14 protein-coding genes are annotated in these 16,764 nt (G+C 37.6%); 6 read left to right on the top strand and 8 right to left on the bottom strand.

Annotation, left to right across the window (positions count from 1 at the left end):
- Positions 1–205 precede the first annotated feature (205 nt).
- The 3 genes from MM214_RS02155 to MM214_RS02165 are packed head-to-tail and all read left to right on the top strand — an operon-like array spanning position 206 to position 2,502.
- Complete coding sequence (locus MM214_RS02155; protein WP_241291471.1) at positions 206–607, top strand: sugar 3,4-ketoisomerase; 402 nt, start codon at positions 206–208, stop codon at positions 605–607.
- A complete protein-coding gene (locus MM214_RS02160; RefSeq protein WP_241291474.1) occupies positions 561–1,532 on the top strand; it encodes a hypothetical protein in 972 nt (323 codons plus the stop codon). Before MM214_RS02155 ends, MM214_RS02160 begins: the two co-directional genes overlap by 47 nt.
- Positions 1,525–2,502, top strand: a complete 978-nt coding sequence (locus tag MM214_RS02165) for a glycosyltransferase family A protein (RefSeq protein WP_241291477.1) — start codon at positions 1,525–1,527, stop codon at positions 2,500–2,502. Before MM214_RS02160 ends, MM214_RS02165 begins: the two co-directional genes overlap by 8 nt.
- On the opposite strand, the gene MM214_RS02170 is transcribed toward MM214_RS02165, so the two are convergent.
- The 5 genes from MM214_RS02170 to MM214_RS02190 all read right to left on the bottom strand — a co-directional run bounded on the left by MM214_RS02170 (position 2,454) and on the right by MM214_RS02190 (position 9,674).
- Positions 2,454–3,725: a M16 family metallopeptidase gene (locus MM214_RS02170; RefSeq protein WP_241291479.1), complete on the bottom strand. Its 1,272-nt coding sequence runs from the start codon at positions 3,723–3,725 to the stop codon at positions 2,454–2,456. The genes MM214_RS02165 and MM214_RS02170 overlap by 49 nt on opposite strands.
- Complete coding sequence (gene porV, locus MM214_RS02175; protein WP_241291483.1) at positions 3,722–4,936, bottom strand: type IX secretion system outer membrane channel protein PorV; 1,215 nt, start codon at positions 4,934–4,936, stop codon at positions 3,722–3,724. The genes MM214_RS02170 and porV overlap by 4 nt, the downstream gene beginning before the upstream one ends.
- Positions 4,933–8,190: a type IX secretion system sortase PorU gene (porU, locus tag MM214_RS02180; protein ID WP_241291485.1), complete on the bottom strand. Its 3,258-nt coding sequence runs from the start codon at positions 8,188–8,190 to the stop codon at positions 4,933–4,935. The genes porV and porU overlap by 4 nt, the downstream gene beginning before the upstream one ends.
- 132 nt (positions 8,191–8,322) lie before the next feature.
- A complete protein-coding gene (gene pssA, locus MM214_RS02185; RefSeq protein ID WP_241291488.1) occupies positions 8,323–9,024 on the bottom strand; it encodes a CDP-diacylglycerol--serine O-phosphatidyltransferase in 702 nt (233 codons plus the stop codon).
- On the bottom strand, positions 9,021–9,674 hold the full coding sequence (locus tag MM214_RS02190; RefSeq protein ID WP_241291491.1) for an MBL fold metallo-hydrolase: 654 nt from the start codon (positions 9,672–9,674) through the stop codon (positions 9,021–9,023). Before MM214_RS02190 ends, pssA begins: the two co-directional genes overlap by 4 nt.
- A gap of 60 nt (positions 9,675–9,734) precedes the next feature.
- Between MM214_RS02190 and MM214_RS02195 the strand changes: the two genes are divergently transcribed.
- From MM214_RS02195 to MM214_RS02205, 3 genes are read left to right on the top strand one after another with little or no spacing between them, the layout of a single operon-like run.
- Positions 9,735–10,787, top strand: a complete 1,053-nt coding sequence (locus MM214_RS02195; protein WP_241291494.1) for an NAD(P)/FAD-dependent oxidoreductase — start codon at positions 9,735–9,737, stop codon at positions 10,785–10,787.
- Between the two features lie 21 nt (positions 10,788–10,808).
- Positions 10,809–14,237, top strand: coding sequence for a biopolymer transporter Tol (locus MM214_RS02200; RefSeq protein WP_241291497.1), 3,429 nt, complete (start codon positions 10,809–10,811; stop codon positions 14,235–14,237).
- Positions 14,238–14,258: 21 nt separating this feature from the next.
- Entirely contained in the window at positions 14,259–15,137 is an 879-nt protein-coding gene (locus MM214_RS02205; RefSeq protein WP_241291500.1) for a YicC/YloC family endoribonuclease, read from the top strand.
- 92 nt (positions 15,138–15,229) lie between these two features.
- On the opposite strand, the gene MM214_RS02210 is transcribed toward MM214_RS02205, so the two are convergent.
- From MM214_RS02210 to gcvH, 3 genes are all read right to left on the bottom strand, one after another.
- Positions 15,230–15,904, bottom strand: coding sequence for an energy transducer TonB (locus tag MM214_RS02210; RefSeq protein WP_241291503.1), 675 nt, complete (start codon positions 15,902–15,904; stop codon positions 15,230–15,232).
- A gap of 71 nt (positions 15,905–15,975) precedes the next feature.
- Positions 15,976–16,299 carry a VanZ family protein gene (locus tag MM214_RS02215; protein ID WP_317208402.1) on the bottom strand — a complete coding sequence of 108 codons (324 nt, stop codon included), beginning with the start codon at positions 16,297–16,299 and terminating at the stop codon, positions 15,976–15,978.
- A 49-nt stretch (positions 16,300–16,348) separates the two neighbouring features.
- On the bottom strand, positions 16,349–16,726 hold the full coding sequence (gcvH, locus tag MM214_RS02220; RefSeq protein WP_241291505.1) for a glycine cleavage system protein GcvH: 378 nt from the start codon (positions 16,724–16,726) through the stop codon (positions 16,349–16,351).
- Positions 16,727–16,764: the final 38 nt, after the last annotated feature.

The following is a 16,764-nucleotide window of genomic DNA, read 5'->3' on the forward strand; positions in this document are numbered from 1 at the left end:
AAAATAGGTATAAATGCAGCTTTCGGTGTCTAAAGGCAATATTGATTTTAATTAGCTTTGATATTCCTGAATATTGATATGGTAACTGATTTTGCAAATGAATCGATACCACTGACTAATCTGCGTAAATTCAAATCTCAAAATTAACAAAATAGCAATCTCCCATGTCCTCAAGTGTAAATTTTTCTCTTAAATTTGAAAGTCTATGAATAATTTTATATTTCCTAAACTGATAAGTTTTGATGGTCATGCTAGACCAGATGGACAAATTCGGTTTATGAGTTCTACTGATGAATTTGACTTTGATGTCAAAAGGGTGTTCTGGATCAGCGATGTGCCAGAAGGTAGCTTAAGGGGTGTCCATGCGCATAAGAAAGAAGTACAACTTTTGATAGCCATGTCGGGTGTTTTGATAGTTGAGTTGGAAGGAAAGATGGGGGACAGGTCTCGCTTTGTATTGGACAGTCCATCCAAAGGTCTGATTATTCCAGCCATGTATTGGTCTTCTGTAGAATTTGGAGAGCAAGCCATTCTATTGGGAATGGGGAATATGGGGTTTGATGAAGAAGATTATATCAGAGATAGGGATGAGTTTGATCAAGCTTGAGCAAAAGTGGAATGATAGTCATTCCTTTTTGATAAAAGAAACAGAAGGGGAACAGCATGATTATTTTTTACAAGCATTTGATGCCTCTGATACCAAATTACTACTTGAAGCATCTATAATCAAAAAAGGCAATTGTTTGGCATTAATTACTTTTTCTATCAATGAGGCAAAAGAAGCATCCTCTTTACCTCAGTCACCTTTTGGTGGATTATGGTCAATGGGTAAAATTGAATCTGAGAGTTTATTGGGATTTATAGAGTTTGTCACTAGTAGTCTACGAAACTTGGGGATTTCCAAAATTTCAATCATTCAAGCTCCTAGTTCGTATGAAAAATGCTCTGCACTATTTACTTATTTATTGTTTAAGTCGAATTTTCAACTTGAAAAAGTGCTGAGTCATCAGCTGATGAAAAGTAAAAAGCTAATCAAAAAATGGGTAGAGAGCCATTATCCAAAGCTCAATAAAAAAGCTAAAGAAAACGCTTACAATGTGAAAATGGGTAATATTCAAAGTTTTTCTTTTTTGGACGAAATCGCATCTTGGAAAGAGGATAGAGGGCATATGCCACACAAGGATTTAGACAGATTAATATTACAAGTATCTAACTTTCCTGAGCGTTATTTTGTAATTACGATCATACATGAAGGTAAGTCAGTAGCGCATGCTTTGGCAGTGAAGCTTACCCAAGATGTCTTATACTACTTTTATTCTGCTATCAATCCTAAAAATCAACTAAATCTAACGGGAAAATTGCTAATAGCAAATCTGATAAAGTTAGCTTATGAGCAAAAGGTGAGTTTACTGGATTTCGGGTCTTCAGAAGTCAATGAATTGATCAATCACAAATTGATGTTTTTCAAATCCAACTATGCTGAGGCTTATGAGAACAGAGAGACATGGGTCAAAGTATTGAGTCATGAGTGATCAAGCACTTGTCTCTATCATATGCACTGTTTTCAACCAAGAAAAATATGTGGCGCATACATTGGATTCTGTCATAAGCCAAGGATATGAGAATTTCGAATTGATCATCATCGATAATGGTAGCAAGGATGATTCGAGGAGGATTGTGCTGGAGTGGATTGAAAGCCAAAAACAGGGGGGGATTGAATTTATACCTATTGACCTGACTCTTGGTTATTGTAAGGCTTTTAACATTGGCCTATTTTCTTCTCAAGGGGAGTATGTCGTAGACCTTTCTGGGGATGATTTGATATGTCAAGGTCATTTAGAAAAGAGTATTGGAAAATTGCAAAGGTTCAAGAAGGCGGGATTTTGCTTTTCAGATTTGATACTTTTCGATGATAATGGAAAGTGCAGCCCTTTTTATAGTGAAAAAGAGAAAGCGGATGTTATCATTGCAATAGAAAGTGGTGATGCATACAAAGCTGTGATAGAAGGAAATCCAATATCTGCCTCAACAGTAGTGTATGAGTCTGCAAAGCTCAAGGCCTTAGGAGGGTATGATGAGTCTCTTTCTTATGAAGACTTCGATATCTTAGTCAGATTGACAAGAATCCATGAGGTAGTTTTTTCTGAGCATATTGGTATGAAAAAACGTATCCATCCCGAAGCTTTTTCTCAATTTCAATACCAGCCTAGAAACTCCAAAATGCTACCTTCCACAGTGAAAGTTTGTAAAAAAATCAGGTCAATGAACAAAACTATGGAGGAAAATCTGTCACTTAGAAAACGAATTTCATTTGAACTAAAACATGCCTTCCTTTCTGCTAATTTCGAACCAGCTAGCGAATTGGCCGATTTACTCTTAGAGCTATATCCAGAAGATCTTCAAGCAAAATTGATAAAGCAGGCTCTAAAATATAGGATAGATTTTTCTTTTATTTATCCCACGATCACTTCAATGAGAGCTTTGGTGTCAAAATATTTTTGAGCCACTCGTTTTATATCTTTCGCACTGAATTCTCTAATGTATGCTAGTTTTTTAGCATAGAAGTCCATGCTAAGACCCGACTGGTGCACAGCTTTAAACTTATTGATTAATTCAAATGGACTGCTAAATGTAGATAAAAAATTACCAATCATGTAGTTTCTTACTAGTTCCACTTCCTCTTCTGGTACCGATTCACTTTTTAGAATATCAATCTCTTTATAGATTTCTTCTATCACATCATGTACAAAAGACTTTTGTACATCGGCCATGATGACCCAATAGTCTGACTGCTTCAGTGAGCCTATAGTGCTATATATCCCGTAAGTATGTCCCTTGTCTTCGCGTATATTTTTGATCAATCTGGAGCCAAAGTAGCCACCTAAAATGGTATTGAAAATAGTGATTGGTAAATAGTCAACATGTGTTTTTGGGACAAGGTGAAAGCCAATTCGCAATGAAGACTGCAAAGCATCTTCTCTTAACTCATATTGCCTTTCCTGTGGCTTGTTTTCAAATTTTTCCGTTTCTTGAGGAATGAATGATACTGGGATTTTGCCAAGTGTTTCGGTAATAAGATCCATTTCAAATGCATCAAGATTTCCAGTCACAAATATTTCAGGATTCACGAGGAGTGATTCTTTGTAATATTTGATCAGATCGTCTCTTTGGACATCTTCCACGTCGTTTTCATCAGCAATTTGTCCAAATGGATGATCAGCACCAAAAAGTTGTTGTCTAAACAATTGACTAGCACTTACGGAAGTCTTTTCTTTTTGAATACTAATGTTTAGTGCTTTTTGAGATTTTCTCTTGGCAAGCTCTTTTTCAGGAAATGTAGCATCTGTGAGCAAGGATGCGAATATCGGGAACACCTTACCAAAATGTTTTTTTGTAGTAAGCAGGGCAATACTGTTGTGTTCAAAGCCAGGTGTCACATCAACTTCACTTGCAAAAAAGTCAAAAAAATCATCTATTTCACTGGCTGACATTCCCTCAGTGCCTTCCATCATCATATGAAGCGTGAAAAAGGAAGTTAATTTTTTCTCATTTTCAAAAGTGGAACGCTGTGCTTCTGTACAAATTTCTAACCTACAAGCATCAATTTCAGGAGTAGGCATAAAATACAAATGGACTCCGTTTGCCAGAGTCCTTTTTATTGGTGATGGAAGATTGATTTCCTGCGGTATCTGAAAGTCAGGAGCTTTACTTCTGTCTAATGTCATCTGTTGAATATATTGTAGGCCAGTGAAATTCTCAGCGTTTCGGCGAGCGGATGGTTTTGTTCCATTGGAACCAAATAAGAGAAGTCGAAGCCAAGCATCTTATAGTTGAACCCTACCCCCATTGTGAAATATCTTCTTCCGCCTTTGTTGATGTTTTCATGGAAATACCCTGTTCTCAAAGCTAGTTTTTCATCATATAGGTATTCCATACCAAATGAAATCATGAATTCTTGTAACTCTTCGCTAAAACCTCCTGGAGCATCAGCAAATGAACCAAACATCCCAGCGATAAGTGGTCTATTGGGATCTTTACCTTCTAAGACCTCAAGATCACCATTAGGATCAGTATATAGCGTACCATCTTCATTCCTTCTATATATCGGAGGTGTAGGGACCATTAACTTATTGAAGTCCAAAGCAAAAGTCAAAGAATTGTATTGATCAAATATAACTTTGTAGGATGTTCCTATTCTGAAATTCGTAGGGATATAATCCAAGTCTTCTGAGCTATTGTAAGTTAACTTCGGACCTATATTCGAAATCATCGCGCCCCAGGACCAGACACCTTCTCTATTGCTAAAGAACACATCCTTTGTGTAATACAAGCCGACGTCAGTTCCTACCGATACACCGGGTCTGCTTTCAGATCCAGTTGAGGAGGAGATATTTCCTGATAAATTGGAATGAATGAATCTTGCGGATATACCCAAGCCCAGATTTTCTGAAAGTCTTCTCGAATACGTCCCGCCTATAGCAATATCTCTAGGTGTAAACTCTCCCAATTCCTCTCCTCTCTCATTGGTCAATTGGATGTCACCCATATTGAAATACCTCAGGTCAAATCCAAATGCAGAGTTTTCGTCGATTTTTTTATAACCAGTCAAGTAGCTTACAGACATATCATTCACTAACCTTCCAAGCCATGGTGAGTAAGAAAGGGAGAAACCCATGTCTTTCTCGATAAAAGCTAACTTACCGGCGTTCCAATGTGCCGAATTGGCATCAGGGGAGGTAGCTACACCGGCGTCACCCATGGCTGAATGTCTACTGTCTGGTGCAAAATTCAAAAATGGAACTGCTGTAGTGATTACTCTACGATTTGGGTCTTGCCCAGCGATGATTGTAGAGTTTTGTGCCAAGACATTTGCCGAGGACAAGCATACCATTGATAAAAAAAATGGCTTGAATAATTGGCTTATCGATATTTTCATTTAATCAATATTTTTCCGCTAACCGTATCAGTTGATTGATCTATTTCTGACATTAGCTGTAATTCGTAAATATAAGTTCCTTTTGTGGGATAATTTGTTTTGGAATGGAAAAAAATCCATTCAAGATCATTGATCTCATAATCAGCCTCAACATAACGTTTGCCTGATTCATATATTTTATGACCTGTTATAGTGTATACTTTTAGAGTGACGGATATAGGTTTTCCTGATTGATTGTGCTTAAGTACAAATTTGCTATAATCTGTAGCAGGATTTGGATAGTTTTTGATTTCAAGCACTTTTGCATCAAGGCTTCCATTTATCAAGACTTCCCTTTCGGTGAATCCAAAGTTACCGACATTGTCCCATGCTTCAATTCTGATGGTGTTTACACCTTCTCTCAAACCTTCCAGTGGAGTTTCTATCATTCCTTTTTGAAATGAATTTTCTAATGAAGCGTATTTGTAGTTGAGTACTATAGGTTCTTGATCATTGATGTATAAAAGAATATCTTGACCCAGATTGTTGCTTGAAATATTCACCCCGCTTTCATCAGTAAAAAAAGCCTGAAGCTTGATATTGGCTGATCTCATTGATTCTAAATCATCACCATATTCATACCCAAATTTTAATTTTATCTCTGGACCTAAAATATCATTCGGTGGACTATCACTACCCCCCACGAGTACTTTGTTTGCGCCCATTGCTTCTGTACCATCTCTTAGTGTAGCAAATGTGCTGATTTTACCATTCCCAACAGTATAATTAATGTTTTGAGGTATAAAGATCTCTGATTCAAATTTACCATCAGCAATTAATCCTGTTCCTTTGAATAAAATATGACCTTCTTCAGCAAAATCAGTGGGATTGCTTTCATCTCCCAAGGTTTGACGAGTTATTGGTTTGTCTCTTAGCGTAATTTGATATTCACCAGCTTGCATGACTTGAGCCCCAGTGATTGGATCTATAATTGTGCCTGTCAGTCGAATTCGCTGCATAGCTTTCAGCGTGTCTACCTGTGTCTCCAGTTCAATGTCTAAGTATTCATCTATTTGACTTTCCAATTCTGGAGTAGCCAACCTCAGGGTAGGGTCACCAAGAAGTGAAAAGTTTCTGTTAAATGATCCGTTGAGACTATTGTTTTTGGTTCTTTTGAAGATTTCACCCAATGCGAGAGGTTCACCGTGAGATTGCTCGAACACAGATTCTATGAAGGCTTTGTTAAGGACGAAATTGATGCTGGAAAATACTGGCCTTCCTGTGGTCAGTAAAGCAATAGCTCCTTTTCTCGGAGCAAACAACATCTCCTCAGCTCCTGACCTGACAAATGGACTGTCATGTTTACCAAATTCGCATGTGGCAGTCACAACAAGTGGCAATAGCTTATTTTCTGGCCAATTCCGAAAGTCATTGATCTGAAATACTTGTTCAGCAGTTAGTGTTGTCTCATTTCCATGACCTATGTAATTCAAAATTAATGTGCCTTGATCTATTGCTTCTCTCAATGCTGCTCGCGCCTCAGGGGAGGTCTGTCTTCCACCGATCCTGATTTGCTCAAATCGATCCAAATAAATCTTTTCGATGTGGTATGCAGGGAAATTTTCTTGAATATAGGCAGCATGACTTTCGGCATCATTTAGGTGGATATTGCCGTCACCATCATCAGCAAAGAGCGTGATTTTTCTTTTCCATTCCCCGTATTGGTTTGTTTTTAGCTCGTAACTGATGATTTTTGAGACGATTTCTCTAGCCTCGGTATGATTGATGGCGGGTATTCGACCTACGCCTATCACCATCCTCTCATCTCCATTTGTAGACTCTTCCCATTCTCCACCTCCCCAATCCAAAAAACCATAGTAATCATCAGAAGAATAAGTTGCCAGAGGATTGAGGCTATTTCTTGAACTGTATGAAGGGACTAAGTTTGGTCTGTTACTACTGTATTTGCCCTTGTAGTCGATGGTGCTTTTACCCAATAGTAGGACATGTTCTAGTGTATTTCCTTGATGATACTCATGGGCTAGGTAGTTTCTGATTGCTGTAATGTCATAGGTGCCATAGGAGAAATTGTTAAATATTTCCTGCAATTCGATCACTTTGGTGTTTATTCCAAGTTGTCTTTTGTGTGTAGCGAGCCGATTGGCTTCAGATGTAAATGTAGGATGGCAAATAATAATGAAACGTGGTCTTTCATTAGAATTTCTTAACGAGAGATCTACGGGAGTAAAGACGGTCAATCTTGGCGTAAGTGAACTAGAAAATACTGCTAATTTATCTCCCTCTCTCAACTGTCCATTGGATCCCAGGGAAGTAACCTCATGCAAATTGGGTATTCTCCAAATCCGAAGGTTGTTATTTGTTTGCACCGAAATCGTATTTGACCCTATGTGATGAAATATTCCTTCTGGTAGTTGTTGACTATTTATAGGTATCTCGGCTATTATTTTGTTGATATACAATGCTCCATTGGGATCGTTGGTTTGATAATTGATCCTGAAGGAGAGTGTGCTTGAACTACTTGCTGAAAAATCAAAGTTAAATTGCCCCTCTCTACCTTTGATACCATAGGTGCTATTAGGAATAGCTGGCAAAGATTGTAAAGCTTGATCTTGACCGTTGATATTTATTCTGATATTGTTTTCTTGAAGAGATTGTGCCATCAGTTCAAACTTGACCCTGATTGGTTCCTCGTGAATAGGTATTTCAATGTTCTGACTGTAGTTCTGGCCTGAAAATATGGGCTGACTATACCAGTTTCTCCCAGAGGTCAGTAGGTTTGTTTGGTCTTCTTTGATAGTAGCGATTTGATATACAGGACTATAAGGGGGTACTGCCTGCGTTGATTCCTCATCAACTTTGAGAGGTGTGTTTGATTTTCCTAGGACATAGTATGCCGTATCTGTATAGATGTGATGCTGATACACCCATCCTTCTTCTAAGAATGCATTATGGTGAGGGCCTTCTAAAAAAACAAATAATTCGTTATCGATTATCTGTGTGGGGATTTCTCGAAGTTTTAGATCCTTGACGTCTAATTTTTGAGGTAGCATTCCTGCATTCCCATAGATGCTGACTTGATTTATTTGATCAAATCCCAGAGAGTTTAATTGATTTTGACTGATTTTATATACTCCAGACTTGGTTATGGGGAATTTATAGTGTCCATCTTGAGCAAATGAGGCAGAGAAAAAAAGCCAAAATGAAATGGAGAAAAGTAGGAAGGATAGAAAGCTTCGATGCTGCTGAATATTCACCAATAGGTTTAAAAAGATAATTATCACCTTCTTCCGACGCTGACTCCCGAGGTCAGAATTATGATGGTTTGATAAATATCTAAAATTTAGGGGAATCATTACTCTCAAAGCTATTAAGAATAGTCATACAAACTAACTCTTTTTGTTTTTTTGCGAAGCAAATTCCAAAACGGAAAGTGCAATATAAGAAATTATCAAAGGCGGGAAGCCTGCTAGACCAAAGAAGGAGACACAAATCACTCCTATAAAGATAATTAGGTATCTAAATCCATTGTTGCTAAGGCTAAAGTCTTTGAACTTGAGCGCAATAAGAGGAAGTTCAGCAACCAAAAGGAAAGACATTATTACACTTGTGGCAAGGAGCATGAAAGGATTTGCAAGCCACTCAAATGAACTAGGAAATCTTTCGTACAAAAATGGAAGTGTGCTGATCAATAGTGCGTTGGCAGGTGTAGGCACACCTATGAATCTATCAGATTGTCTGGTATCAACATTGAACTTGGCAAGCCTCAGCGCCGAAAAAATCCCGATAATAAGTGCGAAGAAATAAAGTATTGATTCTGGGTTGATATCTTTGATCCATTGAAACATAATGAATGCAGGAAGCACACCAAAAGTCACTAAATCTGCTAAAGAGTCAAGCTGTTTGCCAATTTCACTGTGTACCTTGAGTATTCTAGCCAAGAAACCATCGAGAAAGTCAAAGACAGCTGCTAAAATAATGAAATATGCACCAAAATGTATTTCGCCTTTCAGAACGAAATAGATGCCAATCATGCCCGATAATAAGTTCAGGCAAGTAATAAAATTTGGTATATGTTTTTTGATATTCAAAATCTTGCTCTTTTACCTACGAATGGGTTGTGTTCTTTTTCAAAACCAATGCTTGTCTCTTCACCATGACCTGGATATACAATCATATCATCAGGAAGTGAAAAAAGTTCGGACTTGATATATTTGATCAGATCGTCGTGATTTCCTCCAGGAAGATCTGTTCGTCCTATACTGCCTTGAAACAATGTGTCTCCTGCTATGCAAATTTTGCTAGATTCATGATAAAAAACCAAATGTCCTGGAGCATGTCCAGGGACTAGTCTTACATCAAGTTGTGTATTGCCAAAATCAATTGTCATGTTTTCATCTATGAATGCATCGGGTTCTGATACTTCGTAAGCTGGGAAACCATAGTTAGAAGCATATGCTATTACCGACTTTAAGACAGGAATTTCATTTTGATGAATTAATAAAGGGACATTGAAATTTCTCTTGATAAATGCATTCCCCAGCACATGGTCGATATGGCAATGCGTGTTGAGGAGGTATTTGAGAGTAAGTCCCTCTTTTTTTATAAAATTTAAAAGTGTCTCTTGTTCTGCTTTTTCATAACAACCCGGATCGAAGATTACTGCTTCTTTGGTTTCATCAAACAATACATAAGTATTTTCCATAAAGGGGTTAAAAGTAAAACTGCGGAGTTGTAACATAGTGTGTGAATGATTTTGAATTATCTGTCAAAATAACAAAGAAAGAATTTATTTTTGGGCATGGAAGTAGATTTTTTACTTATTGGACAAGGGATAGCTGGCACAGTACTATCCTATAGGCTTATCAAAAGTGGCTTCAAAGTCATGGTGTTGGATCTGCCTGAGCAAAATCTAAGCAGCAGAATTGCTGCTGGACTGTACAATCCTGTGACAGGGAGAAAGATGGTCAAAACATGGAATGCTGATTTGCTTTTTCCAGAGATAGAAACTTTATATTCCGAATTGGAAGAGGTCTTAGGGGAGAAGTTTCTTTATTCATGTGGGATTTATAGACCTTTCTTGAGTATAGAAGAGCAGAATGAGTGGATGGGACATAGTGGAGAAGATAAATTCAAGGTATTTATAGGAGAAATCGCTACTACTTCCAAGTACAAAGAACTTGAGGATCAGTTCGGAGGAGTACTATTGACCCATGCTGGATATCTTGATGTGAATACGATGCTAGACGCATACACTTCATATTTGATGAATATAAATTCGATCAGATTGGAATCATTTGAAGAAGCTTTTGTGCAAATACAAGATGATGTAATCCAGTACAAAGACATTTCCGCAAATGCTATCGTATATTGTAATGGATTGGGGAGCATGAAAAGTAAGTATTTTTCATATTTGCCATTTGCACCTGTAAAGGGAGAAATTTTGGATATTGATCAACTATTTCACCCCAAAGAAGTTATCAATCGAGGGGTTTTCAGAATTACCTTACCAAGCGGTTTGTTGAGGGTAGGATCTACCTATTCATGGCATGATTTAGAAGAAGGACCTACAGAGCGAGCCAAAAATGAAATATTAGAAAGATTAGACAATTTGATGAGCATCAGACAACGAGAAGTTGTGAATCACAAAGTCGGAATAAGACCAGCAACCAAAGACCGAAGACCATTTTTGGGGAAACATCCGAAGCATGATAGCGTTTATATCTTCAATGGTTTTGGAGCTAAGGGTGTGTCGCTGATACCGTATTATAGTAAAATGATGGTCGATTTGTTAATTAAAAAGAATGAACCTCATTCAGATGTAAACATAAGTCGTTTTTTTAAGTATATTTAAAATCTAAGCGAAAATTGACTAATGAAGCAGATCTTACGCTACTTTATCTTATTTGTTGGGCTGACATTGTTTGTCAAGTCAGCCAATGCCCAGTTTGACCAAGAGAGATTTGGGAAAAATAGAGTGCAACACAATAATATCGAATGGTACTACTTTAGCTCCAATAATTTTGAAGTTTACTATTATGATGGAGGAGTTACCAATGCTAGAATGGCAATAGATTATCTTGAAAATGAATTTGATAGGCTGACGCAGTTGATTGGATATGTGGCCTACAGCAAGCCAAAGATTTTTATATACAATTCACCTGAAGAGATTTTACAGAGTAACTTAAATTTGAACAAAGATGATTATACTGTAGATGGTCAGACATTTTTCAGCAGACTACTCGGAGAAGTAGCCTACCCTGGTACTTGGGAACAATTCAAAAAGGATCTATTGTACACCACGTCTAAGGTAATCATTGAGGAGATGCTTTATGGAGCTACCATTGCTGATGCTTTTCAATCGAATTTGATCAATAGCTTCCCTTCATGGTACGTAGATGGTATAGCCATGTATATAGGATATGGATGGAGCATGGAAATGGATGATTACATCAGACATTACTTTAGAAAAGATAAAAAAAATAAAATTCATAGAATAAAAGAAGGTGAAGCTGCCCTAGTAGGGCAGTCAATTTGGAATTATATTTCTGAGAAATACGGAAGGAGATATGTGTCCAGTATACTCAACTTAAGCCGTATAAGTAGAAATGAAGAAAATAGTATAGCTAATACACTTGGGGTAAATTACAAAGTGTTTGAGGAAGATTGGAAAAATTACTACGTGAAGACCAATGAATCTGTGCTAAGCACTTTTAAATCATTCAATGAATCTAATGTGGTAACCAAGACCAAATCTATGCATTTGGGCGCGATCAATGACATTAAATTCAGCCCTGATGGTAAGCATCTAGCATATGTACTAAACAACGGAGGGAAGTTTCAGGTAAGGGTTCAAGAAGTAGCTAATAAAAGAGAACGTATCATCCTCTCTGGCGGAAGCAGATCAGATGATCAGCCTGTAAATCTTACAAGTCCTGTAATTGCATGGAGAGACACTTTGAATTTGACAATTGCTACATTCAGAAGAGGTACTACTACCTTGATTCAGCGAGCAATAGATGGTTCCAATCAAGATAAAATCTACCTTAGGAATATCACCCAGGTCAAAAGTATAGATTATAATTCCTCAGGAAGAAACATGGTTGTGTCGGCTTTGACCAATGGCAAAACAGATATATACACACTGAATGTACGAGGAGTAGGGAAAAGGTTGACAAATGACGCTTTCGATAATCTCCATCCCGTATTTTTGAATGATTCCACTATTATTTTTACATCCAATGCTACTACTTTACCTGATTCTGTGATCAATGTCAGGTATCCAGACGTAAGGGAATTACCTGATTATTTCAATCTTTTTAGAATTGACCTGACAGATTCTTCAGAAGTGGTAACTAAACTCACCAATTCAAACTACCGCAACCTCAGACCAGCGGTGATGAATGCTAACTTTATTCTTCACTTAAGTGATCAGAGCGGTATTATGAATCTTATGAGATCAAGTACAAATGGTTCGCTTTCCAGTCAAATGTCAGCTTTCAACCGGAGTCTGGAAGCTTTTGATTATAATTCCAGATTAAATCGCGTAGCATATTCATACAGAGACGGAAACCAGAGTGTTCTTATTGTAGAGCCTTTTTCCAATTCAGATCAGTTTACTCCAAGTACACCAAGGGTTCAGATTCAGCAAGCCAAACTACTCAATGAACGCATTGCTTCCCGTAGAGTGGAGCAGCAAGAGACCAGAAGTCAATCTACTCAAGTAGAAATCAACCGCCAGCAATTGAAGGTGGAGGAGACCAAAATAGATACCGCACTAAGCATTCGATTAGAAGATCTGATGATCGGGGGACGCACCACTGCTCCTTCTCGGGCATCCCAGCAAGGTCAGCCGATTGAACTTAATAGCAATTCCAGCAATGAGATAATGCTAGATACCCTTCCTCCACCTTCAAACCAAACTGGTAGTATCAATACTGAAAGGTTAAGGTTCGAGACAAGAGGTGGTATAGATACTGATAATTATTCATTTGACACTATCCCTCCACTAGGACAGCTAGCAGAGAAACCAAACACAGTAGCTTCAAGGAGTTCTCTATTGGAGAATTTCAGAAGACAATCCATGCAAAAAAGGATCGTAGGTCCTTCAAAAATGACTCCTCAATTCATTACTACGAGTCTCAAAACGACATTTGTGGTAGATCCTTTGAGAGGTTTTGGGATCAGTTTGAACGGTCAAATGTCAGATCTTTTGGACAATCATCGTATCGAAGGTGGAATAATGACTACACTAGATTTCAGGTCGGGTAGTGATATCTTCTTTGATTACCAATACCTGAAGCAGCGTGTAGATCTGAGAGCACGTTTTGATAGAAGGGCTATACAAGTAGCAGATGGGAATAATACTTTCCAAAGGTATGTACTTACCAAAACAGAGCTTGGTTTTTCTTATCCTTTCTCGGTGCATAGTAGGGTAATGCTAGCACCATTTGTTGCGAAAACCCAATATTTTAATTTGCGGTCGGACTCTTTGTTAAGGGCAGTTGTACCTGAGCAGAATCGATTTGATGTAAACTATGGAGGAGCAAGAGTTGAATTTGTAGTAGACAAGACAGAGCAATTGGGACTCTACATGCAGCAAGGTTTGAAAGGGAAGATTGGGGCAGTGCATTATCAAGGACTCAATGAAAGCGATAGATCATTCTCTAATGCTTATCTAGATGTGAGAAACTATCAGAAAATTCATAAAAATATAACTTTAGCCACTAGATTGTTTGCTGGTACATTTTTTGGCAATAATCCACAGACTTACTTGGTGGGAGGTATGGATAACTGGCTATTCAATCAGTTTTACAATCCTCCAAGCAATAGGCCAGAGGCTTCTCCAGTTCGTAATTCTAGCGGTGTAGAGAACTCCAATATCTTGTTCTCAGAGTTTGTGGACTTGAGGGGATACGATTATGATGAAATCAGAGGGAGGAATGTCATCACATTTACATCCGAGCTTCGTCTTCCGCTTTTCTCTTATTTATCTAGAGGAAATATCACCTCAAACTTTGTCAAGAATTTTCAGCTAGTAGCTTTCTATGATATAGGGACCTCATGGAATGAGTCACCACCATGGGAGAGGATAAATGATCAAAATACAGAGGTAATCAATTCGGAAGGCTCACCTTTTATCATTACCTTAAATAACTTTAATAACCCTTGGCTTCAAAGTTATGGAGCGGGTTTAAGAACAGTATTATTAAATTACTATGTGAAGTTTGATTTGGCTAGACCAGTCAGGAATTTTCAAACAGACAACCTTAAATTTTATGTGACCTTAGGTTACAATTTCTAAACCAATTGATTAAAAACCAACATGCTAAAATCAATGACAGGCTATGGATTGGCCGGTTTTGAAGATGATACATTTGTGATAAGTGTAGAAGTCAAAACACTCAATTCAAAGTTTTTGGATCTCTCTATAAGAAGTCCAAGACAATTTTCTGACAAAGAATTTGAAATAAGAAATCTGGTAAGTTCAAAACTTGAGCGGGGTAAAGTTAATTTGTCCATTGAGTTTTCAAGAAAATCAGGCGAGGACTTACCTGTGGGATTCAATGAGCAATTGTTTGCTTCCTATTACCAGAAGTATTTAGGATTAGCGGATCTAGTAGGGGCAGAGAAAGATGATATTTTCAAACTTGCTGTTCAATCTCCCAATGTGATGATTCAAAATGTGGAGAAAACTTCAATCTCAGAAGATTGGGATGTGGTAAAAAAAGTGATAGAGGAAGCTTTGGATAATTGCAATGTATTCAGAAAAGATGAAGGAGAGGTTCTCGCTCAGAAGTTCAAGGAGAATTTATCTATTGTTAGGTCAGGATTAGAAAATATTAAAGAAGAAGATCCTATCAGAAAGGACAGAATCAGAAAAAGGATAAAAAATAATTTCAAAGATTGGCTAGAAGAAAATAGTTTTGATGAAAACAGATTTGAGCAAGAGTTAATCTACTATTTTGAGAAAATTGATATCACTGAGGAAATTGTCAGATTAGCTACGCACTTAGATTACTTTGAAAAGAATCTTAAAGAACAACAAAGTCAAGGTAAAAAATTAGGATTTATAAGTCAAGAAATAGGTAGAGAGATCAATACAATTGGTTCTAAAGCAAATGATGCTTCTATTCAGAAGCACGTCATCATCATGAAAGATGAGTTAGAGAAAATCAAAGAACAGTCTCTAAATATTTTATAATTGAATCAAGCCTGATTCGCTGAGTATATTGCGTGTGATCTTTCAAAAAAGTCATAAAAAAAGAGGAGATTAAACTCCTCTTTTTTTTATGATTAACCAAGTTTGAATTTGATTGGTAATCTCATCCTTACTCTTACTGGTCTACCTCTTTGTTTACCTGGTTCCCACTTCGGAGCGTTCTGTACTACTCTCATAGCTTCTTCGTTACATCCTCCTCCGATTCCTCTAAGTACTTCTACGTCTTGGATAGAACCATCAGTGTTTACGACGAACACTACGTATACAGTACCTTCAATTCCCATTCTTCTAGCTTGGGTTGGATACTTAAGATTTTTTCTTAAGTATTCGTTCCATCCTTCATAGCCACCTGGAGGCATAGGTACGTTTTCTACTACGTCAAAGATTTCGTCTGCCTTTTCCACTACTGGAGCGTCAGAGATTACGATTTCTTTGATTACGGTCTCTTCTTTCACGTCCACATCGAAGTTTACCTCGATTTTTTCTTCAATCTCAACTTCATCAGGAACTTCCTGAATGATTGGCTGCTCCACTGGCGGAGGTGGCGGTGGTGGTTGTTCTGTAATCGGAATATCCAGCAATTCTTCAAAGTCATCAGGAACCTGTCCTAAATCTTTCAGAGCAAGTGCATCATAAGACTTATGCTCAAAAGCAAGTAGAACTAGACCTACACTGACAAGAAGACCCAAGTTCAGGAACATCCCTGATCTTTTGGTTAAATCCGCTTTTGGCGTCTTCTTAGCTTCCATGGTTGTTTACTTTATAAAGGTTATTAATTTATTTCCCTTTGGAGAGAACAATTCTAGTTAATTATTTTTACTTATACAAGTCTCGATTGGTACTTATACAAAATATAAAAACAAATTACGCCAACGGTTACTCCAAGGATATTTGCGGTTATGTCCATATAGTCAAATGATCTCATCGGTACCATACCCTGCAAATACTCTACTAATATAGCGAATAAAACTCCAAAAACTAAATAAATAGTGAAAAATATTTTAATATTTTTCTTTTTTGGGATTCTCAGCCATAAGAAAATCAGAACAAAAAACAGTCCAAAATGGGCTATTTTGTCAATGTGAGGAATATTTGGAGCCTTGGGTAGCTTATCGCCAGGCCGTAGCATTAGGAACAGAAGCATTCCTAACCAAAGCAATCCAAGTATAAGCCTATTGTTTTTTTTTAAATAATCAAGCACCTACCAAAGCTGCATAATCTTCAGCAGATAAAAGGTCAGCAGGGAGTTCACCAGAGAACTTTACCTTTATCATCCATCCAGCGCCGTAAGGATCTTCATTTACTACTTCAGGTGCTGATTCCAATTCGTCATTGAATTCGATGATTTCACCTTCCAAAGGCATAAATAGGTCAGATACAGTCTTGACAGCTTCCACTGTCCCGAACACCTCGCCTGTAGCGATAGTCTCACCGACAGTTTCTACTTCTACATAGACAATGTCACCAAGTTCTCTTTGAGCAAATTCTGTAATGCCGATGGTTGCGATGTCTCCATCTACTTTTACCCATTCGTGATCATTTGTGTACTTGAGGTCTTTAGGAAAATTCATAGTTTGTTTTTTATAAGTGCTCAAAAATACAAGCTTTG

Source organism: Belliella kenyensis (assembly GCF_022549675.1).
In the GTDB taxonomy this organism is placed as follows: domain Bacteria; phylum Bacteroidota; class Bacteroidia; order Cytophagales; family Cyclobacteriaceae; genus Belliella; species Belliella kenyensis.